General features: G+C 66.6%; 24 protein-coding genes. 11 read left to right on the top strand and 13 right to left on the bottom strand.

Annotated features, from left to right (window positions below):
- Nucleotides 1-70: 70 nt before the first annotated feature.
- The 6 genes from pepF to AC4NMM_RS03315 all read left to right on the top strand — a co-directional run bounded on the left by pepF (nucleotide 71) and on the right by AC4NMM_RS03315 (nucleotide 5720).
- A complete protein-coding gene (gene pepF / locus AC4NMM_RS03340; RefSeq protein WP_491923525.1) occupies nucleotides 71-1870 on the top strand; it encodes an oligoendopeptidase F in 1800 nt (599 codons plus the stop codon).
- A gap of 55 nt (nucleotides 1871-1925) precedes the next feature.
- Nucleotides 1926-2402 (top strand): hypothetical protein, encoded by a 477-nt coding sequence (locus AC4NMM_RS03335; RefSeq protein ID WP_096394344.1) that lies wholly within the window; start codon nucleotides 1926-1928, stop codon nucleotides 2400-2402.
- Between the two features lie 94 nt (nucleotides 2403-2496).
- On the top strand, nucleotides 2497-3309 hold the full coding sequence (locus tag AC4NMM_RS03330; RefSeq protein WP_096394343.1) for a hypothetical protein: 813 nt from the start codon (nucleotides 2497-2499) through the stop codon (nucleotides 3307-3309).
- A gap of 67 nt (nucleotides 3310-3376) precedes the next feature.
- On the top strand, nucleotides 3377-4555 hold the full coding sequence (locus AC4NMM_RS03325; protein WP_096394342.1) for an aminopeptidase: 1179 nt from the start codon (nucleotides 3377-3379) through the stop codon (nucleotides 4553-4555).
- 163 nt (nucleotides 4556-4718) lie between these two features.
- A complete protein-coding gene (locus AC4NMM_RS03320; protein WP_096394341.1) occupies nucleotides 4719-4940 on the top strand; it encodes a hypothetical protein in 222 nt (73 codons plus the stop codon).
- A gap of 591 nt (nucleotides 4941-5531) precedes the next feature.
- Nucleotides 5532-5720, top strand: a complete 189-nt coding sequence (locus AC4NMM_RS03315) for a hypothetical protein (RefSeq protein ID WP_491923524.1) — start codon at nucleotides 5532-5534, stop codon at nucleotides 5718-5720.
- 845 nt (nucleotides 5721-6565) lie between these two features.
- Here AC4NMM_RS03315 and AC4NMM_RS03310 read toward each other — a convergent pair.
- The gene (locus AC4NMM_RS03310) at nucleotides 6566-7870 is read right to left on the bottom strand and encodes an O-acetylhomoserine aminocarboxypropyltransferase/cysteine synthase family protein (protein ID WP_096394339.1); all 1305 of its coding nucleotides are present in this window, start codon (nucleotides 7868-7870) and stop codon (nucleotides 6566-6568) included.
- A 161-nt stretch (nucleotides 7871-8031) separates the two neighbouring features.
- Between AC4NMM_RS03310 and AC4NMM_RS03305 the strand changes: the two genes are divergently transcribed.
- Nucleotides 8032-9261, top strand: a complete 1230-nt coding sequence (locus AC4NMM_RS03305) for an SPFH domain-containing protein (protein WP_096394338.1) — start codon at nucleotides 8032-8034, stop codon at nucleotides 9259-9261.
- Between the two features lie 20 nt (nucleotides 9262-9281).
- Here the strand turns inward: AC4NMM_RS03305 and AC4NMM_RS03300 are convergent, their stop codons facing one another.
- The 5 genes from AC4NMM_RS03300 to uvrB all read right to left on the bottom strand — a co-directional run bounded on the left by AC4NMM_RS03300 (nucleotide 9282) and on the right by uvrB (nucleotide 15869).
- Nucleotides 9282-10970, bottom strand: a complete 1689-nt coding sequence (locus tag AC4NMM_RS03300) for a ribonucleoside-diphosphate reductase subunit alpha (protein WP_096394337.1) — start codon at nucleotides 10968-10970, stop codon at nucleotides 9282-9284.
- Between the two features lie 2 nt (nucleotides 10971-10972).
- Nucleotides 10973-12013 carry a ribonucleotide-diphosphate reductase subunit beta gene (locus AC4NMM_RS03295; RefSeq protein WP_096394336.1) on the bottom strand — a complete coding sequence of 347 codons (1041 nt, stop codon included), beginning with the start codon at nucleotides 12011-12013 and terminating at the stop codon, nucleotides 10973-10975.
- 457 nt (nucleotides 12014-12470) lie between these two features.
- On the bottom strand, nucleotides 12471-13061 hold the full coding sequence (locus tag AC4NMM_RS03290; protein WP_491923523.1) for a hypothetical protein: 591 nt from the start codon (nucleotides 13059-13061) through the stop codon (nucleotides 12471-12473).
- Between the two features lie 76 nt (nucleotides 13062-13137).
- A complete protein-coding gene (locus AC4NMM_RS03285) occupies nucleotides 13138-13668 on the bottom strand; it encodes an SAM-dependent methyltransferase (RefSeq protein ID WP_096394334.1) in 531 nt (176 codons plus the stop codon).
- 146 nt (nucleotides 13669-13814) lie between these two features.
- Nucleotides 13815-15869 (bottom strand): excinuclease ABC subunit UvrB, encoded by a 2055-nt coding sequence (uvrB, locus tag AC4NMM_RS03280; RefSeq protein ID WP_491923522.1) that lies wholly within the window; start codon nucleotides 15867-15869, stop codon nucleotides 13815-13817.
- Nucleotides 15870-15997: 128 nt separating this feature from the next.
- On the opposite strand from uvrB, the gene AC4NMM_RS03275 reads away from it, so the two are divergent.
- Nucleotides 15998-16402 (top strand): hypothetical protein, encoded by a 405-nt coding sequence (locus AC4NMM_RS03275; protein ID WP_096394332.1) that lies wholly within the window; start codon nucleotides 15998-16000, stop codon nucleotides 16400-16402.
- Between the two features lie 333 nt (nucleotides 16403-16735).
- Here the strand turns inward: AC4NMM_RS03275 and AC4NMM_RS03270 are convergent, their stop codons facing one another.
- Complete coding sequence (locus tag AC4NMM_RS03270; RefSeq protein ID WP_096394331.1) at nucleotides 16736-17032, bottom strand: ribbon-helix-helix domain-containing protein; 297 nt, start codon at nucleotides 17030-17032, stop codon at nucleotides 16736-16738.
- 98 nt (nucleotides 17033-17130) lie between these two features.
- On the opposite strand from AC4NMM_RS03270, the gene hisG reads away from it, so the two are divergent.
- Nucleotides 17131-18021, top strand: a complete 891-nt coding sequence (gene hisG, locus AC4NMM_RS03265; protein ID WP_491923521.1) for an ATP phosphoribosyltransferase — start codon at nucleotides 17131-17133, stop codon at nucleotides 18019-18021.
- 9 nt (nucleotides 18022-18030) lie between these two features.
- Here the strand turns inward: hisG and AC4NMM_RS03260 are convergent, their stop codons facing one another.
- Nucleotides 18031-18288: a GIY-YIG nuclease family protein gene (locus tag AC4NMM_RS03260; protein WP_491923520.1), complete on the bottom strand. Its 258-nt coding sequence runs from the start codon at nucleotides 18286-18288 to the stop codon at nucleotides 18031-18033.
- A gap of 141 nt (nucleotides 18289-18429) precedes the next feature.
- Here AC4NMM_RS03260 and AC4NMM_RS03255 point away from each other — a divergent pair, with 141 nt between their 5' ends.
- Nucleotides 18430-19734, top strand: a complete 1305-nt coding sequence (locus tag AC4NMM_RS03255; RefSeq protein ID WP_491923519.1) for an RNA-guided endonuclease InsQ/TnpB family protein — start codon at nucleotides 18430-18432, stop codon at nucleotides 19732-19734.
- A 131-nt stretch (nucleotides 19735-19865) separates the two neighbouring features.
- On the opposite strand, the gene AC4NMM_RS03250 is transcribed toward AC4NMM_RS03255, so the two are convergent.
- Entirely contained in the window at nucleotides 19866-20018 is a 153-nt protein-coding gene (locus AC4NMM_RS03250; RefSeq protein WP_008440770.1) for a DUF7563 family protein, read from the bottom strand.
- Between the two features lie 182 nt (nucleotides 20019-20200).
- Complete coding sequence (gene larB, locus AC4NMM_RS03245) at nucleotides 20201-20968, bottom strand: nickel pincer cofactor biosynthesis protein LarB (protein WP_096394328.1); 768 nt, start codon at nucleotides 20966-20968, stop codon at nucleotides 20201-20203.
- Nucleotides 20969-21271: 303 nt separating this feature from the next.
- Between larB and AC4NMM_RS03240 the strand changes: the two genes are divergently transcribed.
- Nucleotides 21272-21439, top strand: a complete 168-nt coding sequence (locus tag AC4NMM_RS03240) for a DUF1931 family protein (protein ID WP_004047560.1) — start codon at nucleotides 21272-21274, stop codon at nucleotides 21437-21439.
- A gap of 86 nt (nucleotides 21440-21525) precedes the next feature.
- Here AC4NMM_RS03240 and rpiA read toward each other — a convergent pair whose 3' ends face one another.
- The 3 genes from rpiA to AC4NMM_RS03225 form a co-directional block, all read right to left on the bottom strand.
- Complete coding sequence (gene rpiA / locus AC4NMM_RS03235; protein ID WP_491923518.1) at nucleotides 21526-22287, bottom strand: ribose-5-phosphate isomerase RpiA; 762 nt, start codon at nucleotides 22285-22287, stop codon at nucleotides 21526-21528.
- A 665-nt stretch (nucleotides 22288-22952) separates the two neighbouring features.
- Nucleotides 22953-24077: an ORC1-type DNA replication protein gene (locus tag AC4NMM_RS03230; RefSeq protein ID WP_096394326.1), complete on the bottom strand. Its 1125-nt coding sequence runs from the start codon at nucleotides 24075-24077 to the stop codon at nucleotides 22953-22955.
- Nucleotides 24078-24182: 105 nt separating this feature from the next.
- A complete protein-coding gene (locus AC4NMM_RS03225; protein WP_491923517.1) occupies nucleotides 24183-25295 on the bottom strand; it encodes a TIGR01177 family methyltransferase in 1113 nt (370 codons plus the stop codon).
- Nucleotide 25296: the final 1 nt, after the last annotated feature.

Genomic DNA, 25296 nt, shown 5'->3' with positions numbered 1-25296 from the left:
ACCGCACGCATATCGGTCCGCCGCGCGGGGTTTGCCAAGGCTTAGTGTGCGGGAGGCCGACCCGAAGGGTATGAGTTCGGTTCCCGAGCGGTCCGAGATCGACGCCGAGTACAAGTGGGACCTCGACGGCATCTACGCCGACGACGAGGCGTGGGAGTCCGCCTACGAGGCGGTCGCCGACCGGATCGACGAGCTGGCCGCCTACGAGGGGCGCGCGACCGAGGACGCCGCGACCCTCTTCGAACTGCTCGAACTGCGCGAGGAGATCTTCCGCGAGCTCCAGCAGGTGATGACCTACGCCCGGCTCCGCAGCGCGGAGGACACGCGGAACCAGGAGTACCAGGCGATGTCCGCGAGGGCGTCGTCGCTGGGCTCCGAGGCGTCGAGCGCGGTCTCGTACCTCGAACCGGAGATCCAGTCGCTGACGGAGTCAGACGTGGAGGCCTTCCTCGACGAGGAGCCCGCGCTCGCCGAGTACGAGCACTACCTCGACGACGTCCTGCGGAAGAAGCCCCACACGCGGTCGAGCGAGGTCGAGGAGGTGCTGGCGGACCTCTCGGAGGTCACCGACGCGCCGAGCGAGATCTACTCGATGCTGACGAACGCCGACATGACGTACGGCGTCGTCGAGGACCCCGACGGCGAGGAGGTGGAGATCACGCAGGCGAACTTCACGAAGCTCCAGACGAACCCGGACCGCGAGTTCCGCGAGCGCGTCCACGAGACGTTCTACGACGAGTGGGAAGACGTCCGCAACACGGTCGGCACGTCGCTGGAGAAGGCCGTCCGCGAGCACGTGACGAGCGCCGAGATCCGCGACTACGACTCCGCGCGCGCCGCCGCGCTCGACGGCTCGAACGTTCCCGTCGAGGTGTACGACACCCTCGTCGACACGGTCGACGACAACCTCGACGTGCTCCACCGCCACGCGGCGCTGAAGGAGGCGGCGCTCGGCGTCGACCAGCTGCGGAGCCACGACCTCTACATGTCGCTGACGGGCGACCAGGGCCCCGACGTGGAGTACGAGCAGGCCCGCGAGTGGGTGATCGAGGCGGTCGCGCCGCTCGGCGACGCCTACCAGGAGCGGCTGGCCGAGGGGCTCGACTCGCGGTGGGTCGACGTGTACGAGAACCGCGGGAAGCGCTCCGGCGCGTTCTCCTCGGGCACGTACGACACCCAGCCGTACATCATGATGAACTACCAGGACGACATCGCCTCGATGTTCACCTTAGCCCACGAGCTGGGCCACTCGATGCACTCCGAGCTGGCGGGCGACGCGCAGCCGTGGCACGACGCGAGCTACGAGATCTTCGTGGCCGAGATCGCCTCCACCGTCAACGAGACGCTACTCACCCACCACCTGCTCGACACCGTCGAGGACGACGAGCTCCGCACCCACGTCCTCGACGAGTACCTCGAACGCTTCCGCTCCACCCTCTTCCGCCAGACGATGTTCGCGACGTTCGAACAGCGGATCCACGAGCGCGTGGAGGCCGGCGACGCGCTCACCCCCGACGCGTTCGACGAGATGTACGGCGAGCTGAAGGGCGACTTCTACGCGCCCGCCGAGCTGACGGGCGGCATCGAGCGCGAGTGGCAGCGGATCCCCCACTTCTACTACGACTTCTACGTCTACCAGTACGCGACCGGCATCTCCGTCGCGGCCGCCATCGTCGAGCGCGTGCTCGACGAGGGGGAGGAGGCCGCCGCCGACTACCGCGAGATGCTGAAGGCGGGCGGCTCCGAGTACCCGCTCGACGTCGTCGAACTCGCCGGGATCGACATGGCCTCGCCCGACCCGATCGAGTCCGCCGTCGGCGTCTACGACGACTACCTCGACGAGATCGCGGCGCTGCTCGACCTGGAGTGACGGCCCCCGGCCCACACAAAGCATATAGTTCGCTCGGGGCGATCCGCCCGGCGCGATGGACCGCAGGCTCCTCGCCGTCCCGGGCGCCCTCCTCCTGCTCGTCCTGATCGCGGACGTGAGCGTCGTCGGCTGGGAGGCGACGTTTCGGGCGGGCGCGGGGCTCGACCAGCACTCGGCCGTGAACGCCAGCGACCTCCCCGCGCGGTGCGCCGACACCGCGGTCGCCCTCGCGGACGGCCGCACCGTCTCGATCCGCGGGTATCGGGTCGCGCCCGGATCGATCGACCTCCTGTTCGAACGCGCCTCGACCTCCGGAGAGTGGGCCCTCGGCGACGCGAACTGCGCGGACCGGCTCGCCGGCCTCGACAACCTGCGCGTCGACGGGGAGTCGTACAGGGTCCTCGGAAGCTACTCGCGCGACCGGCTGGACCGGACCCCGGCGGCCGGGCTGGCGAGGCTCGGCAGCGGGCTCGTCGGCGTCGCGCTGCTCGCGATCGGGCTCTTCGCGGCCGTCCACCGAGACACCGGGTGACGACCGCGGTGGGAAGGTGCGATCGCCCGCTCGACCGGGACGCGACGCCGGCCACCGGCCGATTTTAATACCTCCCTGTCCCGATGGCGACGGCATGGAGTGGCACGACCGGGTGGACGACGGAGCGGACATGCTGCGCCGACAGGCGGTCCGAATTCCCCTCCCCGATGCGGAGGCGGAGCGGGACCTCCACGAGAATATGAGCCGGATCGCGGACGCCGGCGAGCGAAAGAGCCGGCTGCTCGACGATCCGGACGTCCCGCTGACGGAGGTGTACGAGGACGAGCTAAAGGAGATGCGACGGAGCTTCGAGCACCGCCTCCAGCAGGTCGCCGGCGAGGAGTACTACGACGTCGCGACCGCCTACCTCGACGGGGAACGCGACGACTGGATCGGGGCGCTCGCGGCGTACTACCTGGAGTGTTACTACCGCTTACAGGAGCGCTACACCGTCGACGACCAGATCTTCTTTCTGTTGATCCTGCGGTACCCCGACAGTTTCACGGTGAACCTCAGTTTCCTCAGCGGTGAGATCGGCGCGGACGCGGTTCGGTACGAGTCCGCCGCGCTCGCGGACGCGGACCTCACGGATCGCGGTCGGGAACAGTACTACGCGGACAGCCAGTACTCCCAGCATGAGGCCGCGGAGTATCTCCGCGAGAGGGTCGGCTGTATTCGCGAGGCGTTCCCGGACCCGGACACGACGCCGATCGAGCGGCGGCGTTACGGCGGGTTCATCCATCTCACCGGACGACAGGGACCGACGTTCGCGGAGCTACTCGACTCCCGCACTCCGGACCCGGACCGATTCGACGAGCCGGCCACGACGCCAAGCATCGTCTCGGAGGGGTCGGAGGCGAAACGAGCGAAACGAACCCTCCTCACCGACGCCGAGGTGTTGATCTGACCGGCCGGGGGTGACCGGTTCGACCGTCCCGGCACCGATTTACCGCTCCCCCGCCACACACCGGATAATGGACGAACGCGTACGCGAGCACGCCGAAGTGCTCGTCGACTGGAGCGCGCGGGTCGAGGCCGGCGACGACGTCGTCGTCAGCGTGGCGGAGGACGCCCACGAGCTGGGCGTCGCGGTCGCCGAGGCGCTCGGCGAGCGCGGGGCGAACGTCACGGCCCTGTACGGGTCGAGCGAGGTCTCCCGCGCTTATTTAAAAGGGGTCGAGGCGAGGGTCGAGGGCGAGGCCGACGACGACGACGCCGAAACCGGAGCCGACGCCGCGGTCGAGGCCGACGACTTCGACGCGGACCCCGAGGTCGAGCGCGCGATGTTCGAGGCGGCCGACGCGTACCTCCGGATCGGGGGCGGGCGCAACACCACCGCGACCGCGGACGTCGGCCGGAAGACACGGCAGGCGTACGCGAAAGCGCGGCAGGGCGTCCGCGAGGCGCGAATGGACACCGACTGGGTGTCGACGGTCCACCCCACCCGCTCCCTCGCCCAGCAGGCGGGGATGGCCTACGAGGAGTACCGCGACTTCGTCTACGACGCGGTCCTCCGCGACTGGGAGTCGCTCGCCGAGGAGATGGCGCAGATGAAGGAGATCCTCGACGCGGGTGAGGAGGTCCGGATCGTCACCGAGCGCGACGGCGCGCCCGACACCGACGTGACGATGTCGATCGCGGGCCGCACCGCGGTCAACTCCGCCGCCTCCGTCGCGTACGACTCCCACAACCTCCCGAGCGGCGAGGTGTTCACGGCGCCGTACGACACCGAGGGCGAGGCGTTCTTCGACGTGCCGATGACCATCGACGCGACCCGCGTTCGGAACGTCCACCTCGTCTTCGAGGGCGGGCAGGTCGTCGACTTCGCGGCCGAGGCGGGCGAGGACGCGCTGGCCGACATCCTCGACACCGACCCGGGCGCCCGGCGGCTGGGCGAGTTGGGTATCGGGATGAACCGCGGTATCGACCGGTTCACCGACTCGATCCTCTTCGACGAGAAGATGGGCGACACCGTCCACCTCGCGGTCGGCCGCGCCTACGACGCCTGCCTGTCCGAGGGGGAGTCGGGCAACGACAGCGCGGTCCACGTCGACATGATCACGGACGTGAGCGCCGACTCCCGGATGGAGGTCGACGGCGAGGTCGTCCAGCGGAACGGGACGTTCCGGTGGGAAGAGGGGTTCGAGGAGTAAGTCGGGAGGACGATAGCTCGACGGGAGAAACACCGGTTGGCTCTGTTGGAATCCTCAACTGGTGATATGTTCATAAAGGCGTGTTGAACGTAGAGCGCGTATCGGTCTCAAGATGAAGCGTATCTCACGAAACGTTTTCCGCGACGCTACTCCTAGGTCAGCTATGTCCACGACTGTGGCGACCCCGAATGCGAACGAACCTCGCGCGTACTGTGACTCCCAAATTTTCGACCACGATCCAATCTGTGTCCGTGATTGTGACGACAACTGCGGGTCCCCCCAGTACTTCTGTAACTACGCGTGTCTGGCGGCATATATCGATGAAAATGGCCTGACGACGGGAAATGCATGTGCGTGGAACCCCGATGAAAGCAACTGCTGCTAATCAGCTGTACTGCTAACAGAGATTGATGACTACATTCTCTATATTCATCACTCCGCACATTCCCATATCACACTTCAGACAGTTGTTTCACCAAATTAGGCAAGAGCCTGAGATTTTAGTGTACCTGATTCGGTCGGTCTGTAAACCGGTCTCTCCCCGGGTAAATAGCGTGGCGGGATTGTCACCCAATCTCAGCGAGGTCGGTCGGTGTCATCCTCTCAAGAGTGGAGGAACTCTCACTGACAGTCCGGACACTCGAAGACTTGGCTGTGGTGCCCCCAATCGATCCACCGTTTCTGGGTTCCACAATCGCTGCAGTACTGAGCCATGTTACGCTGATCCTCACCACAGGCACAGCTCTGTCCGGGCATATTGTACATACCGAGAAACACGGGACGCCAGTCAAAAAGACTGCGTCAGACGATTTCGTCGGCCGTCGACACGTCATCGTCCGCTTACATTCTCCGAATGCGATGAGAATCGTTCTTGAGGGTTCGCCACGAGGATATTGCAGACTAGGAAGGGTCAAACCAACATACGGCTATCGAACCATAAGAATATCCTTTCCCCCGCAAAAGGACGACACGTCACATGGCATGGATAGACTCCAACGGGGCGATCTACAAGACGATGGCCGAAGAAGAGCAACTGGGGTGGATAGACTCCAACGGGGCGATCTACAGATCGATGTTCAAAGAAGAACAATTGGGGTGGATAGACTCCAACGGAAAGATCTACAAAACGATGGCCGAAGAAACCCCGCTCCAATCCTTCGAGTGACAGACCAACTCAATCGCTCCAAACCAAAGACCGCTCAAACTCGAACGCTGAGACCTACTATCCCCTGTGTCGTAACCGGCTTGATGTGACACTGGCCAAGGGAGTACGCAAGCAATTTAATCGATAACCGTTCCTCAGAAAAGTCACCAGTCTTCGCCCCCTATATAGGGCAGCGAGACACGGTTAAAGATGGATCTTCACGATGCAATGTATACCAGTCTGCAAGAAGGGAAGGATCTCAGAACTGCGGGTCTCAGAAGCCCGAATTGTCAGCGAGGCGAGTCTCAGTCGGAAGCACCGGAACCATTCCATCGGGCGAATCACGACCCAGAGGCCAGGAAACTCCGAGATGGACGGTATCAACGCCACCGCAGCCGAGTTTTCCCCAGCCGATTCGAGCGGCGGCGTTCAATGTGGCAACCCCGATTGTCCCAGGGAGGTAATGTAGATGCATCCAGCACCACCAGGTGACAAAGAACACTGGATCCGAGGTGAGGACGACATATTACACATTCCAGACGCGACCGAAGACCCCTTGTGCGGCCACGAGACCCACAAATCTCCCTTCCACTACACGCAGATCGGGCTGGATGTCGATAGCGTAGAAGACTGGCGACTACAGTACGTTTGTGACGAATGCACGGGCCAGTTAGACGCCTGAGGTCGACGACCGGTCGTTAGACAGTCAGGATGACAGAATACAGTATCGGAACGAACCCCAATAGGTCGAACTATCGACCCACCCTAACGTTGTCGCTGGCCGGAATGGAGATTAAGTACCAACTTCTACATATCGCAGTCGCTCGAATCGCATATCCAAACCGTCGGAAACGAGCGGGTCGCGGTTACGCGGTCGCCGCCTCGATGGCGGCCTCCAGGTCCGCGACGATGTCCGCGGGATCCTCGATGCCGACCGAGAGGCGAACCATGTCGTCGGTGACGCCCGCGGCCTCCTTCTCTTCGTCCGTCAGCTGCTGGTGGGTCGTCGACGCGGGGTGGATGACGAGCGTCTTCGAGTCGCCGACGTTCGCGACCAGCGAGGCGAGGTCCGCCTCCTCGACGGTCGCCCGCGCGGCCTCGTAGCCGGCCTCCAGCCCGAAGGTGAGCATGCCGCCGTAGCCGCCTTCTAAGTACTCGCTCGCCTCCTCGTGGGTCTCGTGGTCCTCGAGGCCGGGGTAGTTCACCCACGCGACCTCGTCGTGGTCTTCGAGGTACTCGGCGACGACGCCCGCGTTCTCGCAGTGGCGGTCCATCCGCAGCGGGAGCGACTCCGTCTGCTGGAGCGTGTTCCACGCGTCGAACGGCGACTGCTGGTCACCGAGGTCGCGGAGCCCGCGGGTGATCGCCGCGAAGGTGAAGGCGGCGTCGCCGAACCGCTCGGCGAAGTTGATCCCGTGGTACGCGGGGTTGTCCTGCGCGATCTCCGGGTACTTCTCGGCGTGGTCGGCCCACGGGAACGAGCCGCCGTCGACGACGACGCCGCCGACCGTGGTGCCGTTGCCGGTGAGCCACTTCGTCGTCGACTCCCAGACGAGGTCGGCGCCGTGTTCGAGCGGGCGACAGAGGTACGGCGTCGCGAACGTGTTGTCGACGAACAGCGGGACGCCGTGGTCGTGCGCGATGTCGGCGATCCGCTGGATGTCGGGCGTGACGAGGGCGGGGTTGCCGATCGTCTCGAGGTGGACGTAGGCGGTGTCCTCGTCGATGGCCTCGGCGTACCCCTCGTAGTCGAGCGGGTCGACGAACCGCGTCGAGACGCCGCGGCGCTCCACGGAGTGGGTGAGGTAGGTGTAGGTGCCGCCGTACAGCGCTGACGACGAGACGATGTTGTCGCCCGCGGACGCGAGCAGGAACGTCGTCACGTCGAGCGCGGCCATGCCCGAGGCGGTCGCGACCGCGCCGACGCCGCCCTCCAGCGAGGCGATCCGCTCTTCGAGGGCGGCGTTGGTCGGGTTCATCAGCCGGGAGTAGACGTTGCCGGCCTCCTCTAAGGCGAAGAGGTCCGCGGCGTGGTCGGCGTCGTCGAACTGGTAGGCGGTCGTCTGGTAGATTGGCGTCGCGCGGGCGCCCGTCGTCGGGTCCGGGTCCTCCCCGGCGTGAACGCTTCGCGTGCTGAACTTCGGGGCGTCGTCTCCTTCGTCGGATGGCATAGATCCTCGTTCCGCAGCTGCGTAGTTAAATCCGGCCGGCCCGTGCCGACGTTTCCGGTATCTCGGAGACCGGCGCTGCGGATGACGAATCGGCCGGCGGGGCGCGGGTCGACCCGTAAACTCGTGCCAACCGTTAACAGCGTCGGGCCGTAACTTCACCTATGGGAACACAAGGTCCGCGCGGCGAGTCCGCCGAGCTGGAGGAGGTGCTGGGAGAGATCCCGGACGGGGTCTGGCAGTACCTCGCGCTCGGCGTCGCCCTCCTCGTCGGCGTCGCCCTCCTCGGACAGAGCCTCGTCTTCGGCGTCGCGGCGCTCGCGGTGCTTTTGGCGGCCGTCACGGTCGTCAGCGCCGTGGAGATCGTCGACGCCTACGACAAGGAGGCGCTCACCGTCTTCGGGGAGTACCGGAAGCTGCTCGAACCGGGCGTCCACGTCATCCCGCCGTTCGTCTCGCGGACGTACGCGTTCGACATGCGGACGCAGACGATCGACGTGCCGAGCCAGTCGGCGATCACGCGGGACAACTCTCCCGTGACGGCCGACGCGGTCGTCTACATCAAGGTGATGGACGCCAAGAAGGCGTTCCTAGAGGTCGACGACTACAAGAACGCCGTCTCCAACCTCGCGCAGACGACCCTCCGCGCCGTCATCGGCGACATGGAGCTCGACGACACGCTCTCCCAGCGGGAGCTGATCAACGACCGGATCAACGAGGAGCTCGACGAGCCCACCGACGAGTGGGGGATCCGCGTCGAGGCCGTCGAGGTCCGCGAGGTGAGCCCCTCACAGGAGGTCCAGCGCGCGATGGAGCAGCAGACCGGCGCGGAGCGCCGCCGCCGCGCGATGATCCTCGAAGCGCAGGGGGAACGCCGCTCCGCCGTCGAGCAGGCCGAGGGTGACAAGCAGTCCAACATCATCCGCGCACAGGGGGAAAAGCAGAGCCAGATCCTCGAAGCGCAGGGGGACGCGATTTCGACCGTGCTGCGGGCACGGTCCGCCGAGTCGATGGGCGAGCGCGCCATCATCGAGCGCGGCATGGAGACCTTAGAAGAGATCGGCAAAGGCGAGTCGACGACGTTCGTCCTCCCGCAGGAGCTCACCAGCCTCATCGGCCGCTACGGGAAGGCGCTCTCCGGCTCCGACGTCCAGCAGATGGAAGGACTGGATAGCAAGGAGTTCGACGAGGAGACGGAGAAGCTGCTCGGCTTGGAGGACATCGAGAGCGCGCTCGAACAGCTCGACACCGTGGCCGACAGCGACCTCCGGACCGACGAGACGCGGGACGCGGACACGGCCCGCGACGTCGACCTCGGCAAGCAGGAGGCGGCGACCCGCGAGGCCGACCGCGACATCGAGCTAGAGAGCGAAAGCGAGCGGCCGGGGACGTGAGCCCGACTACGGGTTAGCGGTCAGCTCTCACAGGCCCGACACTCGAGAATATCTCGACTGAATTTCTGTGCGGCGTTCACGCTGTGCTGGTAGTAGAGGCTCTTGACTCCTTTCTTCCAGGCTTCTATGTAGAGCTGATTGATCTCCTTGACGCTCACTTCGCTCGGGTCGATGGAGACGTTCACGCTCTGTGCCTGGTCGATGTGTTTCTGTCGCTGTGCCGCCTGGTTGATGATCGCCATCTGCGGTATCTCGGCGAACGTCTTGAACACCTCCTTCTCTTTGTCCGTCAGACAGTCGAGGTGTTGGACGCTCCCGTCCTTATTCGCGATGCTGTCCCAGACCTCGCGGGTGTCTTTACCCCGCTCCGCCAGCAGCGCCTGTAGGAATCTGTTCTTCTGCGTCGACTTCAGCTTCGCACCGTCGCGCACGAAGTAGTTCGACTTCAGCGGCTCGATGCTCGGACTGACCTGCCCCAGAATGACGCTGCTCGATTTCGTCGGCGCCACGCTCATCGTCGTCGTGTTCCGCCTGCCGTACCCCTCGAGAACCGCCGGCTCCCCGAACTCGTCGGCGAGCGCCTCGCTCGCCTCGTAGCTCCGCTCTCTGATCGTCCGGAATATCTCCTCGTTCTTCTCCATCGCCTCCATGCTGTCGAAGGGGATCATGTTACTCTGGAGGTAGCTGTGCCACCCGAGGACGCCGATCCCGATCGCCCTGTGTCGCTTCGCGAACCGCACGGCCCGCTCCATGAACCGGACTCCCTCCGTGCGCTGGATGAACTCCTCCATCACCGCGTCGAGGAACCGGGTCAGCGTCTCCACCGCGTCGGTGTCCTTCCACTCGTCGTAGTGGAGCGCGTTCATGCTCGAGAGACAGCAGACGAAGCTCTCGTCGGCGGTGGCCGGCAGCGCGATCTCGGTACAGAGGTTGGACGCGTTTATCTGGTAGTCCTTGTCCTTGTACACCTGCGGCTTCCCCTCGTTCATGTTCCCCCGGAAGATGATGTACGGAACGCCGACGTTGATCCGGGTCTCGATGATGTCCGCCCAGGTCTCCCGCTTCTCCTCGTCGCCGTCGATCATCGCCCGAAACCAGTCGTCGCCGACGATGACGCCGTAGTAGATGTCCTGTACCGGGTCCCCCTCGGTTTTGATGTTGAGCCACTCCTCCAGGTCGTCGTGTTCGACGTCGATGTAGCCGGCGAACTGCCCGCGCCGGGTTTCGCCCTGGCTGATGACGTTAATGATCGTGTCGAACAGCTCCGTGAAGCTGTAACTCCCGTTGCTCTTGCCGTTGTTCGTTATCTGACTGCCCCGCGGCCGCAGCTCGCCGAAGTACCCGCTCGTGCCGCCGCCCTGCTTGGTCATCTCACCCACCTCGGCTTGGGTGTAGAGGATACTCTCGATGTTGTCCTCCATGTAGCTGCCGAAACAGCTGATAGGGAGGCCTCTGTCCAGTCCGAAGTTGGCCCACACCGGGCTGGCGAGGCTGTAGAAGCCGCGGCTCATGTACTCGTAGAACCTGTCCGCGAAGCCCTCCTCGCCGAGGATCTCTTCGGCGCGCTCCGCTATCTGTCTGACTCGCTCTTCCGCTTCGACACCCTCGATCAGGTATCCCTCTCTGAGGAACTCCCTGCTGTCCTCGTTCAGCCAGTAAAACGGTTCATTATGCTGTTCCGCAACGCCGTCGAGTGCTGTTTGTGCCATCGTTAGAACATGTCCTCCGCGGTAACGCTCTGCGTGTGTTTGTTGTACGTGGTCGACCGCTTGCTGAAGAAGTCGTTATCCTTCGTCATCATGATGTCCTCGTCGAACCAGCGCGTCTCCTCGAGCAGGTCGTCGTCCGTCTCGAATATCGGTTCCACGCCGACGTTTGCGAGGCTCTGATTGAACCGGTCTCGCAGGAACACGTCGACGTGCGCCCGGGGGAGGAACTCCAGTTCGCCGTCGGCGAATATCCAGTCCAGAATCTCCGTCTCCGCCTCGTAGGCCTGCCGACAGGCCTCCTGGACGTCCTCCTCGAAGTCGTCGTCGAAGAGGTCCGGGTTCTCCGCTCTGATCGTCTCCACCAGCTCGACCCCGAACAGCCCGTGAATCTGCTCCTCCTTGCTGGTCGCTTCGACGGCGTTCGCTATCCCCGTGAACTTCTTTTCGTGCTTGTCGAAGCTCGTCATGATGAGAAACTGGCTGAACAGCGACACGTGCTCGACGAACGCGCTGAACAGCAGGATGCTCATCACGTACTCCCGCTCGTCGTCGCTCTCGCTCTTCTCCAGATACTGGTCGAGGTACTCGATCCGCTCTTTGATCGCCGGCTCCTCGGTCACCTGCTCGAAGTCGTCCGTGATCCCTAAGACGTCCAGTAGGTGACTGTACGCGTCCATGTGCCGCACCTCGCTTTCCGCGAAGGTCATGCCCACGTTCCCGACCTCGGCTTTGGGCATCTCCTCGTAGATGTCCGACCAGAACGTCTTCACCTGCACCTCGATCTGCGCGATAGCCAACATCGTCCGCTTGATAACCGTCTGCTCGGCGGGCGTCGTGTTGACCTTGAAATCCTGGACGTCCCCGTCGAAGTTGAACTCCGTGTGCACCCAGTAGCTGTTCCGGATCGCCTCGACGTAGTCGAGGAACTCGCCGTACTCGTAGGGCTTCAGCTGTGTTCGCTCCGAGAAGATGTCCGTCTCTCTCTCTGTGTCTGTACTCGCGTCGGTGTTCGCGTTGGTGTTCGCGTTTTCGCTTTCACTCATTTGGCCGTCTCGAACGTGACCGATCGCGTTGAATTGCCGCTGCCACTGTCTGTCGTCAGTCCGGTGGGTCCGACCGCAGTCGTGTCGCTCGGGAGACGGTCTCACAGCGTACCGTGTGTGTAGCCGTGTGAACCGTATCGGACCACACAGACTCCACTGGGATAAGTATTACCAACAGAGTTGTAATATAACAATCTAACTTTCATAACGGGAGATCGAGGTCGGTCCCCCGATCCGCGAACGGGCGGTGCCGAGACGGGGACTGCGCGGTGATCTCCGGAGACGGGCGATCGCGACAGCACCCAACTGGCGGCGTCGAACCCCCGCGCTGGTCCGATTGCGAGGGCTCCGACGAGCGGTTCGGCGAGAAGCGCGAACTCAGAGCCAGCCGCGAGCGAGCGGCCGGGAAGCTGATCGGCGGCGAGCGAGCGGGGCCGGCAATCAGGGCCGCCGGCGCTCAGGGCCGCCAGCGCTCGGGGTCGACCGCCCAGAGGAGGGCGACGGCGACGGCGCCGCCGACGCCGCCGGCGACCAGCGAGAGGGGGTCGGACGCGCCCGCCGCGATCGCCACCAGTAACAGGACCGCGCCGGCGAGGAGCGCGCCGGTGTCCTCGGTGGTCGTCGCCTGAACCACCGGCGCTAGGGCCGCACCGACGACGGCGCCGGCGGCGATCCCGCTGCCCCGCCCGATGAGGGCCGCGTGCGCCGCCGGATTTGTCGCCGTCTCGGGGACCGACGCGGGGGCGAGTACGAGACCGACGCCGAACGCGAACGCGGCGGCGGCGCCGAGCGCGGGCGCGACCAGCGCGGCGCGCGCGGAGCGCTCGGTGCCGCCCGCGGCGGCCGCGCCGCCGACGAGCAGGACCGACCCGGCCGCGAGGAGTGCGGGGGCGGCGAGGAACGAGACGGGCGAAGGGGTGACGAAGGCGATTCCCTCTGCCGACGACGGCGAGGGGACGAAGCCGGGCGCGACCGTTCCGGCCAGCCCGAGCGCGGCGGCGGCGGCGACGAGGAGGGCCGATCCGAGGAGCCGACTGCGGAGTGACATGGAGGGTCGGACGCGTTCCGATCACAAAACGATCGCGGGACCGAGTCGAGGAAGGGGCGCCTCGGGCCGAGCGCACTCACACCGTGATTCCGGCGCGCCCGTCACCGATGGCAACGATCACGCGCTCCGGCGGCCCGCGCTCGTCGGTGAGCCGCAACAGGAGCGTCTTCACGACCGGCTCGTCGGTCTCGATCTCGCCGCGGACGCCGCTCCGGTCGACGGCGATCCGGAGCGAGCGGTCGCCCGTGCGGCTGATCCCGCCGAGTCGGAGTTTGACCTCCGGCGCCGTGAGCCGCTGAGCGATCACGAGGACCGCGTCGCCGCCGTCGTCGACGAAGTCGGTGCGCTCGACGAACTCGCGGGACTCGGTCGCGTCGGGCTTGAGCGCGCCCCGGGCCGCGTCGGCGGAGCGGAAGGAGGCCGCGTGCGTCACCAGCTCCTCGGGCCGGGCGAGGACGCTGCGTTCGTCGACCATCGGGTTGCCGTCGACGTAGCGGCTCCGCACGCCGAGGTCGCCGGGCGTGGAGGCGGCGACGTCGTGGAGGCGATCGACGCACCCGCCGGTGGCGACGGCGAGCGCGCCGGCGACGACCGCGCGACGGTACACGTGCCCGACTGCGACGCAGCGAGGTAAAAACCCCGTCGTCACGGTGACGCGGACTGAGAATCGGAGCGGCGGGGGCAGCGCGTGCGCCGTCGACGGTCGCGGCGGGGACGACGGCGCCGGGAGGCAACGCGCGCCGACGGCGACCGTTACTCGTCCATGGCCGGCGCGGGGACGCCCTCGTCGCCCGCGTCGAGCTCGAAGGCGCGCCGCAGCTCCGCGATCCGGTCGCGGATGTCGGCCGCCAGCTCGAACTCCAGGTTGCTCGCGGCCTCGTCCATCCGGTCTTCGAGCGCCTCGATCTGCGCTTTCGCCTCGTCTTCGCTCTCCACGTCGCCGACGCTGACCGACGAGGTGTCCGTCTTCGAGCCGGGGAGGTTCGTCTCGCTCACCGGCTTGTCGATGGTGGTCGCCTCGTAGCCGTGTTCGGCGTTGTACTCCAGCTGGATCTCGCGGCGGCGCTGGGTCTCCTCGATGGCTTCCTCCATCGAGTCGGTCACCTCGTCGGCGTAGAGGACGACCTCGCCGTTGACGTTGCGGGCGGCCCGCCCCATCGTCTGGACGAGGGTGGTGGTGGAGCGGAGGAACCCCTCCTGGTCGGCGTCGAGGATGGCGACGAGGCTCACCTCCGGGATGTCGAGCCCCTCGCGGAGCAGGTTGATGCCGACGAGCACGTCGATGTTTCCGAGGCGGAGGTCGCGGATGATCTCGTGGCGTTCGAGGGTGTCCGTCTCGTCGTGCATGTACGCCACGTCGACGCCGGCCTCTTCCAGGTACTCCGTGAGGTCCTCCGCCATTCGCTTGGTGAGCGTGGTGACGAGCACGCGCTCGTCGCGCTCGATCCGCTCGTCGACGCGTTCGAGGAGGTCGTCGACCTGCCCCGTCGCCTCCGTCACCTCCACCTTCGGGTCGACGAGGTGGGTCGGGCGGACGATCTGCTCGACGATCCGGTCGGAGGTCTCGCGCTCGTAGTCGCCGGGCGTCGCCGACACGTAGAGCGTGCGGTCCGTCTTCTCCTCGAACTCCTCGAAGGTGAGGGGTCGGTTGTCGTAGGCGGTCGGGAGCCGGAACCCGTTCTCGACGAGCGAGTCTTTGCGGGATTTATCGCCCTCGTACTGGCCTTTGATCTGGGGGATCGTCTGGTGGGACTCGTCGACGACGGTGAGGAAGTCGTCGGGGAAGTAGTCCAGCAGGGTGTAGGGGGCGTCGCCCGACTCGCGGTCGTCCATGTGGACGGAGTAGTTCTCGATTCCGGAGCAGTAGCCCGCCTCGCGGAGCATCTCCAGGTCGAAGGTGGTGCGTTCCTCGATGCGCTGGGCCGCCACGAGGTCCCCCTGCCGCTCGAAGTAGCTCACGCGCTTCTCCATCAGGTCCTCGATCTCCGCGATCGCCTGTTCGAGCTTGTCGTCCGGGATCGAGTAGTGCTCCGCCGGGTGGAGCATGACGGCGGGCTCCTCGCTCACGACCTCACCGTGCATCGGATCGACCTTGATCATGCGGTCGATCTCGTCGCCCCACAGCTCGACGCGAACCGCGTACCGGCCGTACATCGGGTAGATCTCGACGGTGTCGCCCCGGACGCGGAAGGTGCCCTGCGTGAAGTCCACGTCGTTGCGCTCGTAGTTCAGGTCGACGAGGTCGGCGAGCAGCTCCTCGCGGCCGATCTGCTCGCCGACTTCGAGGCGCAGCGCCATGTCCCGGTAGTTCTGCGGGTCGCCGAGGCCGTAGATGGCAGAGACCGAGGCGACGACGATCACGTCGTCTCTGGTGAGGAGGGAGCGCGTCGCCGAGTGGCGCAGGCGGTCGATCTCCTCGTTTATCGACATCTCCTTGTCGATGAACGTGTCCGTCTGCTCGACGTACGCCTCCGGCTGGTAGTAGTCGTAGTACGAGACGAAGTACTCGACCGCGTTGTCCGGGAACAGCTCGCGGAACTCCTCGTACAGCTGGGCCGCCAGCGTCTTATTGTGTGCTAACACGAGGGTGGGTTGATCGAGTTCCTCGGCGACCCACGAGACGGTGTTCGTCTTCCCGGACCCCGTCACGCCGAGGAGGGTCTGTTTTTCGGCGCCCGACTCGAACCCCTCGACCAGTTGCTCGATGGCCTCGGGCTGGTCGCCCGCGGGCTCGAACGGGGCGTCGACGCGGAGGGGGCGGTCGACGGTCGGGCGGTCCTCGGAGAGGGGGGAGTCGGCGTCGCTCACGATACGCGTCGTTGGGCGGCGAGACACTTGAGCGGCGCGGCTACGTCGGTGACTGCGACGAAACCGGTCTCGCGCGGACGTTTCCGCGTGGGGGAAGACCGATTACCGATCGGGCTGAACGCACATCCGTGTCCCTCCTCACACCGGCCGCCGCGTTCGGCGCGGCTCTCGTCCTGTTCGTCTGGCTCGCGTCCGGCGTCTGGGTCAACTTTGACGCCCACGCTCGCGGGAGCGACTATCCGGCCGTTTGGGGGGTTCTCGCACCGCTTTCGGGCGTCGTGTTGTTCTACTACCTGCTGTGGTGGCGTCGCAGTCGGTCTCGGGAGTGGTCGCCGTCCCAACTGGAGCGAGCCACCGCCACCGTCGTTATCGCCGGTCTCGGTGGATTGATCGTCGGGAGTCTCGTGTCGCCGCCCGATCCGACCTCGCAGTTGACCACGTGGCCGATCGCGTTCGCCGGCTGTCTCCCAGTCGCGTACTGGCTGGTCAGGAGGAGATTCGACACGACCGGCGGCTCGCTTATAAATAGTTGAGAATAGATCGGCGACGAACACCGGCAAAGCCCCAGCCGCGAGGACTCGCGCGGCTTGCTGTGCTCCTCGCTCAGTCGCTTGCGCTCCTTCGCTGCGGTGCTTACTGCGCCGTGCTTCGTCCTCGCGGCTGCCCCTTTGAGTCCCGCCCCGCACCGCAACCGCGCCTCACGCCTCCCCAGCCTCGTCGCTGACGGCGTCAGCCGCCAGCGACTCCCTCGCACGCGCTCCTCGCGCCCTGTGGTCGCTCGGAGGCGCGCGCCACCGCAATCGATTTCTCCGTCCTACACGTCTCAATTGTCGGCCGCACGCGACGCGAACACCCATGTCCAATCCTCACTCACTGTCCTCGTCTCGGTCGATCATCTCCGTAACCTCCTCCCGCGAGACGAGCTCGGAACTCTCGGTCCGGAGCTCGTGCTCGCTCGTCGCGATCTGTCGCCATCCCTCCCGCGAGAAGTCGGGGTGTTTGACGGCGTCTCGGACGGCGTACCGGAGGAACTCGCTCCGGGAGTTGAACCCCTGCTCCTTCCACGTCGCGTCGATGTCGTCGAGGAACGGCTTCCCGAGACGGAGGTTGATCTGCACCGTCTCCGGGCCGCCGTCGTCGGACCCCGTATCGGCGTTTGACATATATGCTTGCTTTACGCACGTATAGACATAGCTGTTTTGCCGAAGAGGCCGCGCAATCGGACGAAAACGTTTCCCCCTGTCCCCGCGACGCGTTCCGTATGCGCATCGCCGTCCCCAACAAGGGTCGCCTGCACGAGCCGACGCTCTCGCTGTTGGAGCGCGCGGGGCTCCACGTCGAGGAGACCGCCGACCGCCAGCTGTACGCCGACACCGTCGACGAGGACGTGACGGTGCTTTTCGCGCGGGCGGCCGACATCCCCGAGTACGTCCGCGACGGCGCCGCGGATCTCGGCGTCACCGGCCTCGACCAAGCGGCCGAGTCGGGCGGCGTCGCAGAGTCCGCAGACGAGGCGGACGACGACGACCTCGTCGACCTGCTCGATTTAGGCTACGGCTCCTGTAAGCTCGTCCTCGCGGCTCCCGAGGACGGCGACGTGGCGGCCGTCGAGGATCTGGCCGGCAAGACCGTCGCCACCGAGTTCCCGAACGTCACCCGCGACTACCTCGACCGCGTGGCCGTCGACGCCGACGTGGTGACCGTGACGGGCGCGACGGAACTGACCCCGCACGTCGACATGGCCGACGCCATCGTCGACATCACCTCGACGGGGACGACGTTGAAGGTGAATCGGCTGGCGGTGATCGACGACGTGCTCGACTCCTCGGTGCGGCTGTTCGCCCGCCCGGACGTGGTCGACGACCCGAAGGTCGAGCAGGTGGTGACCGCCTTCGAGTCCGTCCTCGCGGCGGACGGCCGCCGCTACCTGATGATGAACGCTCCAAAGGCGCGACTCGACGAGGTGAAAGAGGTGATCCCCGGGCTCGGCGGCCCGACCGTGATGGACGTCGAGGCCGACGAGAACGGGAACGGGATGGTGGCGGTCCACGCCGTCGTCGACGAGCGCGACGTGTTCGAGACCATCTCGGAGCTGCGCTCCGTCGGCGCGACGGGCATCCTCGTCACCGAGATCGAGCGGCTGGTGGAGTGAGAACGGGTCTCAGGTCCCGTTAGCGCTCTCCTCGCCGGGCTCGCCGATCAGCCGCACCTTCTCGGCGCGCGACAGCGACTTGATCGCGTGCTCTCGCGACATCGCCGCCGACTTCGAGTCGAACGACTCGACGTGGCGCAGGGCGACTGGGGTCCGCCCGCGCGTGTACTTGGCGCCCTCCCCGGCGTCGTGTTCGGCGACGCGGCGCTCGACGTCCGTCGTGTACCCGGTGTAGAGGGTACCGTCGGCGCACTCGATCACGTACACAGAAGAACGAGGAGGAAGCCCACGGCATCAGCCGTGGGAGGAATCCGACATTACTCGTCAGAACCAACGAGCGATAGCAACTTGACTCCCCACTACCAGCCGCAGAATTTATGAATAAATAGATTAACATGTGAAATACAGATGGGGGATGTGATTCGCACCGTCAAAATCAAACTTGACGTGCCCGAGGGGCGGTGCGACGACCTCCATCAGACGAAAGAACAGTTCCTCCACTGTGCGAACACGACCGCAGCATGGGCGTGGAGACACCCGGACGAACATTGCGTCACGTCGAAACAACAAGCCGAGAACGCGCTCTACGAGCGACTCCGGGATGAAACAGAACTAACAGCGAACCTCGTTCAAAAAGGGATTCGACGCGCTATCGAGGCCACAAAAAGCGGTGTTGCCCGACTCAAGAAGGGCGAAACCACCAGTCAACCGCAGTTCGACGCGTGGAGCGTCGTCTACGACAAACGAAGTGCGACGTTCCACCGCGACCACGTCTCCCTTTCCACGGTGAACGGGCGTGTCGAGTGTGAGTACGTACTTCCTGATAATCCTGAGGAGACACCGATCGGCGAGTACCTACTGAACGAGGAGTACGAGTTCCGGATGTCCACGCTTCAGTACGACCGCTCGACCGAGGCGTTCTATCTCCACGCGCGACTGCGCCGTACTGAACGCGACGGGCATGAGCAGTCCACGGCTGCTTCTTTTGACGCCGAGCACAGAACAGTCCTTGGCGTTGACCTGAACGTGGACGGCTCGCTCGCCGTGACTTCTACGGGTGCGTTCATCGGGAACGCCGACGAGATCAACCATCGACGCCGCGAGTTCGAGAAGACGCGCGGATCGATGCAGCAGACAGGGACACGGTCGGCGCACCTGTCGATCCAGTCGATGGACGACCGAGAACACCGCTGGATACAGGACGAACTCCATCGTGCTTCGAACCAGATTCTCGACGAAGCTCGCGATCACGGGTGTACGCACGTCGCGTTCGAGAACCTGACGGATATCCGCGATCGGATGACTGGTGCGAAGCGATTCCACGCGTGGGCGTTCCGACGCTTGTACGAGTACGTCGAGTACAAAGCCGAGCTGCTCGATGTCGAGGTCGAGCAGGTGAGCCCGGCGTACACGAGCCAGCGGTGTTCGAAGTGCGGCTTTACACACGAGAGGAATCGGGAGTCGAAGCACCAGTTCGCGTGTCAGAAGTGCGAGTACGAGCTGAACGCGGACTACAACGCGAGCAAGAACATCGCTCGGAAACTGCTTAAACGACTCCATTCGGGGCAGAAGTCTTCGGATGGAGGCGCACCCTGTCAGTGTGCGCTGACGTCAGGGACGCTGAACCTGAACGGCGGATTCACCGCCAGCGTCGATTCGACGACAGAAGGGGAGTCCACTGACAAGCCCACGACTTCAGTCGTGGGTTACTGACGTACACGTGGTGGTCGGCCACGGTCGGCCGTCCGGGCGCGAGCGCAAAGTGGGTACGGATGTGCCCGAACCGAGGACGAGACGGAGCCGCCGCTCTCCGTGCGCTCGGTCTCCGATCGGCGTTTCGCCGGTCAGTCCCCGGTTCGCGTCCGCTCGCGAGACACCTCGGCGATGCCCGCGTTCGCGGAGCACTTCGGGCACGCGTTCAGGTCGCCGCGCTCGTCCGCGAAGACGCGCGCGAAGCGGTCCGAGACGTGCGACCCGCAGTGGTCACAGCGTGGCATGTGATGCCGACGTACGTCGGCAGTTACCGTACGGACTCGACGAACAAATACCCTTTCTCGGGCCCGCCGACTGCCGGTATTCGCCCGTTTAATCCCACCCGGAACGCGCCGAGACTCGCGGGAGTCCGCGAGGGGTGATCGCGGCGGTCGCGTCGGCGGTCGGCCGGTGCGGACGGGACCGCTCACTCGGCCCGCGCCGCGTCGACCGCGCGGGCGATCAGGCCGGCCTGCGCGCCGGCGACGAAGCCGGCGTCGACGTTGACGGTCGTGAGCACGGAACACGACTGGAGCGCGCCCGAAAGCGCCGCGATCCCCTCGCCGCCGACGCCGTAGCCGGTCGAGACGGGAAGCGCGATCACGGGGGCGTCGACGAGGCCGGCGACGACGGTCGGCAGGGCGCCCTCGCGGCCGGCCGCGACGACGACGACGTCGGCCTCGCGGATCCGGTCGACCTGGTCTAAGATTCGGTCGAGGTTGGCGACGCCGACGTCGTCGACCCGGTCGACCGCGGCCCCGACCTCGCGGGCGACGACCGCCGCCTCGCCGGCGACGGGCGCGTCCGCGGTCCCGGCGGCCACGACCGCGACCGCGGCGTCGAGCGACGGGGGCTCGAAGTCGGCGGCGTGCGCGACGACGGTCCCGGTCCGGTCGTCGCGGTCGACCGTCGCGCCCGGGTCGCCGTCGCCGACAGCCGACGCGACCGCCGCCGCCGTCGCCTCGTCCGCGCGCGTCACCAGCGCCCGCCCCGTCGTTTCGACCGCCGTCGTCGCCAGCGCGGCGACCTCCGCGGGCGTCTTCCCCTCCGCGAGGATCGCCTCGGGGATCCCGCGCCGCCGCTCGCGGGCGGCGTCGAACCGCCCCGCGTCCGTGGTCGCGTAGCCCGCGAGCCGCGACTCCGCCTCCTCGACGCCGATCTCGCCCGCTTCGAGCGCCGCAAGCGTCTCTCGCATGCCGGACCGTCGGCGGGGGAGCCGGTCGAACCTGTCGGTTCGCCGCGGGAGAGCGCCGCGCGCGAAGCGATCAGGGGTCGAAACGCACTCGCGAGCGTCACGCGACGGGGATCCGGCCCGGTCGAGGCGAGTCCGAGGCGGTGTCGAGAGGGGTTCGGAGCGCGTTCGAGCCGGAACGGAGACGAGAATCTCACAAGATTTATAAGTGACTGTGTTCGCAGCCCCCCGCGAACCGGCTTCACGGCGCCCCTCGCGGGCGAATTCAGGAACTCTTATTAACCATCACCGGGAAGGACCGATCGCATGGCAGACCTCATTGTCAAAGCGGCCGTCAAGGAAGCCCTGGACGACAAGAACGTCGCTTCGGACTTCTACGACGCGCTGGACGACGAAGTGGACGAGCTGCTCGAAGACGCCGCGCGCCGCGCCGAGGCCAACGACCGGAAGACGGTCCAGCCGCGCGACCTCTAAGACGGAACTCGTTTCCGTTCCATTTTATTTGGACGCTACGTGACGAGCGGCCGCGCTGTCGGCCGTGGCGCCGTGATTCGCCGGTTTCAGAGCTCGTCGACCCGGACGCCCGACTCCGTCCCGACGTGGACCTCGTCCGCGAGCCCGACGAAGAGGCCGTGTTCGACGACGCCCGGAGTCGACGACAGCGTCGCGGACAGGGCGGCCGGATCGGCGATCTCGCCGAACGCGCAGTCGGCCACGAGGTTCCCGTTATCGGTCACCACGGGGCCGTCCTTCCGCTCCGCGCACCGCAGCGTCGGCTCGCCGCCCGCCTCCCGGACCGCCGCGGCGACCGCGGTCCGCCCCGCGGGGAGTACCTCGACCGGGACCGACCGGTCCAGCCGCGGCGACTCCTTCGAAGGGTCGGCGACGACGAGAAAGCGGTCGGCCGCGGCGTCGACGAGCTTCTCGCGGGCGTGCGCCGCGCCGCCGCCCTTTATCAGCGCGCCGCCGGGAGCGGGGTCGTCGCCGTCCGCCTCGCCCCCGGCGTCGCCCCCGTCCCCGGTTCCCGTCGCCACCTGGTCCGCCCCGTCGATGGCGACGTCGATCCCCGGCCCGTCCGGTCCGACCGCCTCGGGGAGGTCGAGGCACGGGATTCCCTCCTCGGCCGCGAGTTCGCGGCTCGCGAAGGAGGTGGGAACACCTCGGATGTCGAGCCCGGCGTCGACCCGGTCGCCGAGCCGCCGGATCGCGTGCGCCGCCGTCGACCCGGTCCCCAGGCCGACTACGTCGCCGTCAGTCACCGCCGCGGCCGCCGACTCGCCGGCGCGTCGCTTCATCGCGTCGCTCCCGCCGCTCGTCTTCATGGCGTCGACTGCGTTCGGGGGCGTTGAAAAGGCGTCGGGGCTGAAAGCGGTCGGTCCTGTTGAAATCGTTAGCGGTTGATACTTTATGTGTTCAATCGCTCAGTACAGACGTAGCGACGAGCGATTTCGGGAGTGAGTATCGCAGATCGGCGGTAGCAGGAGCATATTTAAAAGGCGATGAGCGATGGCGACGATCGCTTATAAAAGAACACCGCGATGCGGTGGCGCGCCTGCGAGCGGCCGCCACCGGCGGCCGCGAGCCAGCCCGCGAGGGAGTCAGTCGCCGGAGCGAAGCGGAGGCGACTGACGAGGTTGGGGAGGCGTGAGGTGCTGTGCGGTTGCGGCTGGGTTGGACTCAAAGGGGCAGTCGTGAGGACGGCGCAGGCGACGCAAGCACCGCAGGGAGCGAGCATCGCGAGCGACTGAGGAGCGCAGCGAGCGTGCGCCGTCCTTACGGCTGGGGCTTTGAGAGTGTCCACCGTAGCACCGCCCTACGCATATAAACAACCGATACCGACACCGTGATCCGACTTATAAACGACTGACCAACTGTATCGATACACGTACTTCCGCTACCGATCGAGAAGCACTCTTCAGTGACCGGCGGTTACGAACAAAATATATTTAAAAATGATATTCAACAGAGCAAGCGGCCGACTTCGCCGTCACTCCAGCCGGTCCAGCACCGCCTCCGCGTCGTACGCGAGCGAGAGCTCCCGCGAGCGGCCGCGGCCGTCGACGTCGGCGTACTCCGCGTCGATGACGCCGAGCTGGTCGAGCTTGTTGATGATCTCCGAATAGCGGGTGTAGCCGAGGTCGGTCTCGTCGTTGAAGGCGTCGTACACCGCGCCGGCGCGCTCGCCGTCGTGTTCGGCGAGGACGCGGACGAGGTCGCGCTCGGACTCCGAGAGCCCGCGGAGCGACCGCGAGAGGTGGACGTGCTTCGACTTGTCGTACGCGTCCTCGACGTCCTCCTCGGAGATCGTCTTCGACGCGCGCATCTCGGCGTTGAGCCCGGCGCGGCGCAGCAGGTCGATCCCGACCCGGAGGTCCCCGCTGTCGGCGGTGAGGTCCGCGACCCGCTCCAGCTCGGCGTCGCCGATGACCCCCTCGTGGAAGCCGCGCTTGGCGCGCTCGGCGAGGATGTCGTAGATCTCGGTCGCGTCGTAGACGGGGAAGTACACCTCCTCGGGGCGGAAGACGGACTGGACCCGAGTGTCGAGGTCGTCGATCACGTCGAGGCCGAGGTCCGAGGAGACGACGATGACGCCGATCTTCGCGCCGGAGTGGGCCTCGTGGGCGCGCAGGAGGGAGTACAGCGTGTCTGACGCCTCGTTCTCGTAGAAGAGGTAGTTCACGTCGTCGAGGGCGACGACCAAGACCTCGTCCTCCTCGACGAGCCGGTCGGTGATCTGGCCGAACAGCTTCTTGAAGGAGATGCCGGAGGAGGGGGGTTCGTACTCGAAGATCCCCTCGAACAGCCGGGAGAACACCGCGTAGCGCGTCGAGTCGACCTGGCAGTTGACGCGCACCGTCCGCACCTCGGTCCGGGCGCCGAGCTCGCCGAACAGCTTCTGGACCGCGGTGGTCTTCCCCGTTCCCGGCGGCCCGCGGACCATCGTGTTGAGCGGGCGGGAGCCGCGGACGGCGGGGCGGAGCGCGTACTTGAGGTTCTCCAGCTGGCTCTCCCGGTGGCGGAACGTCTCGGGGACGTGGTCGATCTCGAACACCGACTCGTCGCGGAACACGGACTCGTCCCACGAGAGCATGTCCCCGGCGTCCCCGGTCATGCGAGTACCACGAGAGGCCGCGCACTTAACCGTTGCCCGGCGCCGGAGCGAAACTGAAACTTGTCGCGCGAGCCCCGAAGGGAAGCGATTCCGCCGATCGGTCGTTCACTCTCGGTCCGCCCCGATCGCGGTCTCGGTCGCCGCGATCCCGCTCGCGTCCGCCCGGTCGGCGCTCGCGTCGCCGCGACGCAACACAAGCACGTGACGCGTCAGCGACCGGTGGACGCGGCGCTCGAACGCCGCGTCGACGGTCCACCCGGCGTCGCGGGCGGGGGCGCGCCAGTCGCGGTCGGCGACCAGCACCGCGCGGGGCGCGACCCGAGCGGCCTCGTCGAGCGCGCCCGCGACGAGATCGGCGAGCTCGTGGCGCGCGATCTTCGACTGCCGACCGTACGGGGCGTCGAACGCGACGCCGTCGACGGCGTCGTCAGAGAGGGGCAGCGCGGTCGCGTCGCCGCGCGCGACGTGCCACTCCGGGAATCCGTCAGTGTCGGGAGTACCGAGGTACTCGCGGAAGTTCTCTCGCGCGCCGCGGACCATCTTCGCCTGCGCGTCGCAGGCGACGGCGTCGGCGCCCACGAGCCCGGCCTCCAGCGGGAGCCCGCCGGTGCCGCACATCGGATCGAGCAGGGTCCGCCCGGGTGCGGCGCCCGCGAGGTTGGCGTAGGCGCGGGCGTCCGCGGGGGCCATGCTCCCCGGCTGGAAGAAGGGGCGGTCGGTGGGGTTCGGGGCGAAGTCGCGGGCCGCCTCGGCCGCGACCCAGCCGAGCGCGCAGCAGTCCGCGTCGCCGCCGTCGGCGCCGGCCACCGCGTCGTGTTCGGCGCGCGGGCCGGCCGAAAAGAGCGCGCGGAGGACGTGGTCGGGGTCGTCGAGGTCGACGTCGAACCCGCGGTCGACGAGGACGCCGCCGAGCGCGCGCTCGGCCGCCTCGGTGGAGACCCCGGACGTGCCCCGGACGTTCCGGGCGCGGACCGCGACGCTCCCGGATCGGTCGAGCGACGCGGCCCGGAGCGCGGCGGCCGCGGCGTCGACGTCGGCGTCGGTCCGCGCGACCGCCTCGTGGGCGGCGCGGGTGTACGCGAGCCGGCGGACGCGGGCGCGGTCGATCCCGCCGGCCCGCGCGATCCCCGGCGCGAGGAGGTCGACGCCGGCCGCGGCGGTCGCGGCCTCGCGGGCCGCGAACGCGTCGGTCTCGCCGGCGAGTTCGAGCCAGTACACG

It is taken from the genome of Halorubrum sp. SD41 (assembly GCF_058630335.1).
The sequence above is the reverse complement of the archived record's forward strand: the minus strand, read 5'-3'. Positions and strand labels throughout refer to the sequence as shown.

Excerpts from the sequence above, each read along its gene's own strand:
- AC4NMM_RS03320 (WP_096394341.1), top strand. The coding sequence starts at position 4,719 with ATGTCCACGACTGTGGCGACCCCGAATGCGAACGAACCTCGCGCGTAC.
- AC4NMM_RS03250 (WP_008440770.1), bottom strand. The coding sequence starts at position 20,018 with ATGCCACGCTGTGACCACTGCGGGTCGCACGTCTCGGACCGCTTCGCG.
- AC4NMM_RS03290 (WP_491923523.1), bottom strand. The coding sequence starts at position 13,061 with ATGTCACTCCGCAGTCGGCTCCTCGGATCGGCCCTCCTCGTCGCCGCC.
- AC4NMM_RS03230 (WP_096394326.1), bottom strand. The coding sequence starts at position 24,077 with ATGACCGGGGACGCCGGGGACATGCTCTCGTGGGACGAGTCCGTGTTC.
- hisG (WP_491923521.1), top strand. The coding sequence starts at position 17,131 with ATGCGCATCGCCGTCCCCAACAAGGGTCGCCTGCACGAGCCGACGCTC.
- AC4NMM_RS03270 (WP_096394331.1), bottom strand. The coding sequence starts at position 17,032 with ATGTCAAACGCCGATACGGGGTCCGACGACGGCGGCCCGGAGACGGTG.
- pepF (WP_491923525.1), top strand. The coding sequence starts at position 71 with ATGAGTTCGGTTCCCGAGCGGTCCGAGATCGACGCCGAGTACAAGTGG.
- AC4NMM_RS03300 (WP_096394337.1), bottom strand. The coding sequence starts at position 10,970 with ATGGCACAAACAGCACTCGACGGCGTTGCGGAACAGCATAATGAACCG.
- AC4NMM_RS03240 (WP_004047560.1), top strand. The coding sequence starts at position 21,272 with ATGGCAGACCTCATTGTCAAAGCGGCCGTCAAGGAAGCCCTGGACGAC.
- AC4NMM_RS03310 (WP_096394339.1), bottom strand. The coding sequence starts at position 7,870 with ATGCCATCCGACGAAGGAGACGACGCCCCGAAGTTCAGCACGCGAAGC.
- AC4NMM_RS03255 (WP_491923519.1), top strand. The coding sequence starts at position 18,430 with ATGGGGGATGTGATTCGCACCGTCAAAATCAAACTTGACGTGCCCGAG.
- AC4NMM_RS03315 (WP_491923524.1), top strand. The coding sequence starts at position 5,532 with ATGGCATGGATAGACTCCAACGGGGCGATCTACAAGACGATGGCCGAA.
- larB (WP_096394328.1), bottom strand. The coding sequence starts at position 20,968 with ATGCGAGAGACGCTTGCGGCGCTCGAAGCGGGCGAGATCGGCGTCGAG.
- AC4NMM_RS03305 (WP_096394338.1), top strand. The coding sequence starts at position 8,032 with ATGGGAACACAAGGTCCGCGCGGCGAGTCCGCCGAGCTGGAGGAGGTG.
- AC4NMM_RS03325 (WP_096394342.1), top strand. The coding sequence starts at position 3,377 with ATGGACGAACGCGTACGCGAGCACGCCGAAGTGCTCGTCGACTGGAGC.
- rpiA (WP_491923518.1), bottom strand. The coding sequence starts at position 22,287 with ATGAAGACGAGCGGCGGGAGCGACGCGATGAAGCGACGCGCCGGCGAG.
- AC4NMM_RS03335 (WP_096394344.1), top strand. The coding sequence starts at position 1,926 with ATGGACCGCAGGCTCCTCGCCGTCCCGGGCGCCCTCCTCCTGCTCGTC.
- AC4NMM_RS03330 (WP_096394343.1), top strand. The coding sequence starts at position 2,497 with ATGGAGTGGCACGACCGGGTGGACGACGGAGCGGACATGCTGCGCCGA.
- AC4NMM_RS03295 (WP_096394336.1), bottom strand. The coding sequence starts at position 12,013 with ATGAGTGAAAGCGAAAACGCGAACACCAACGCGAACACCGACGCGAGT.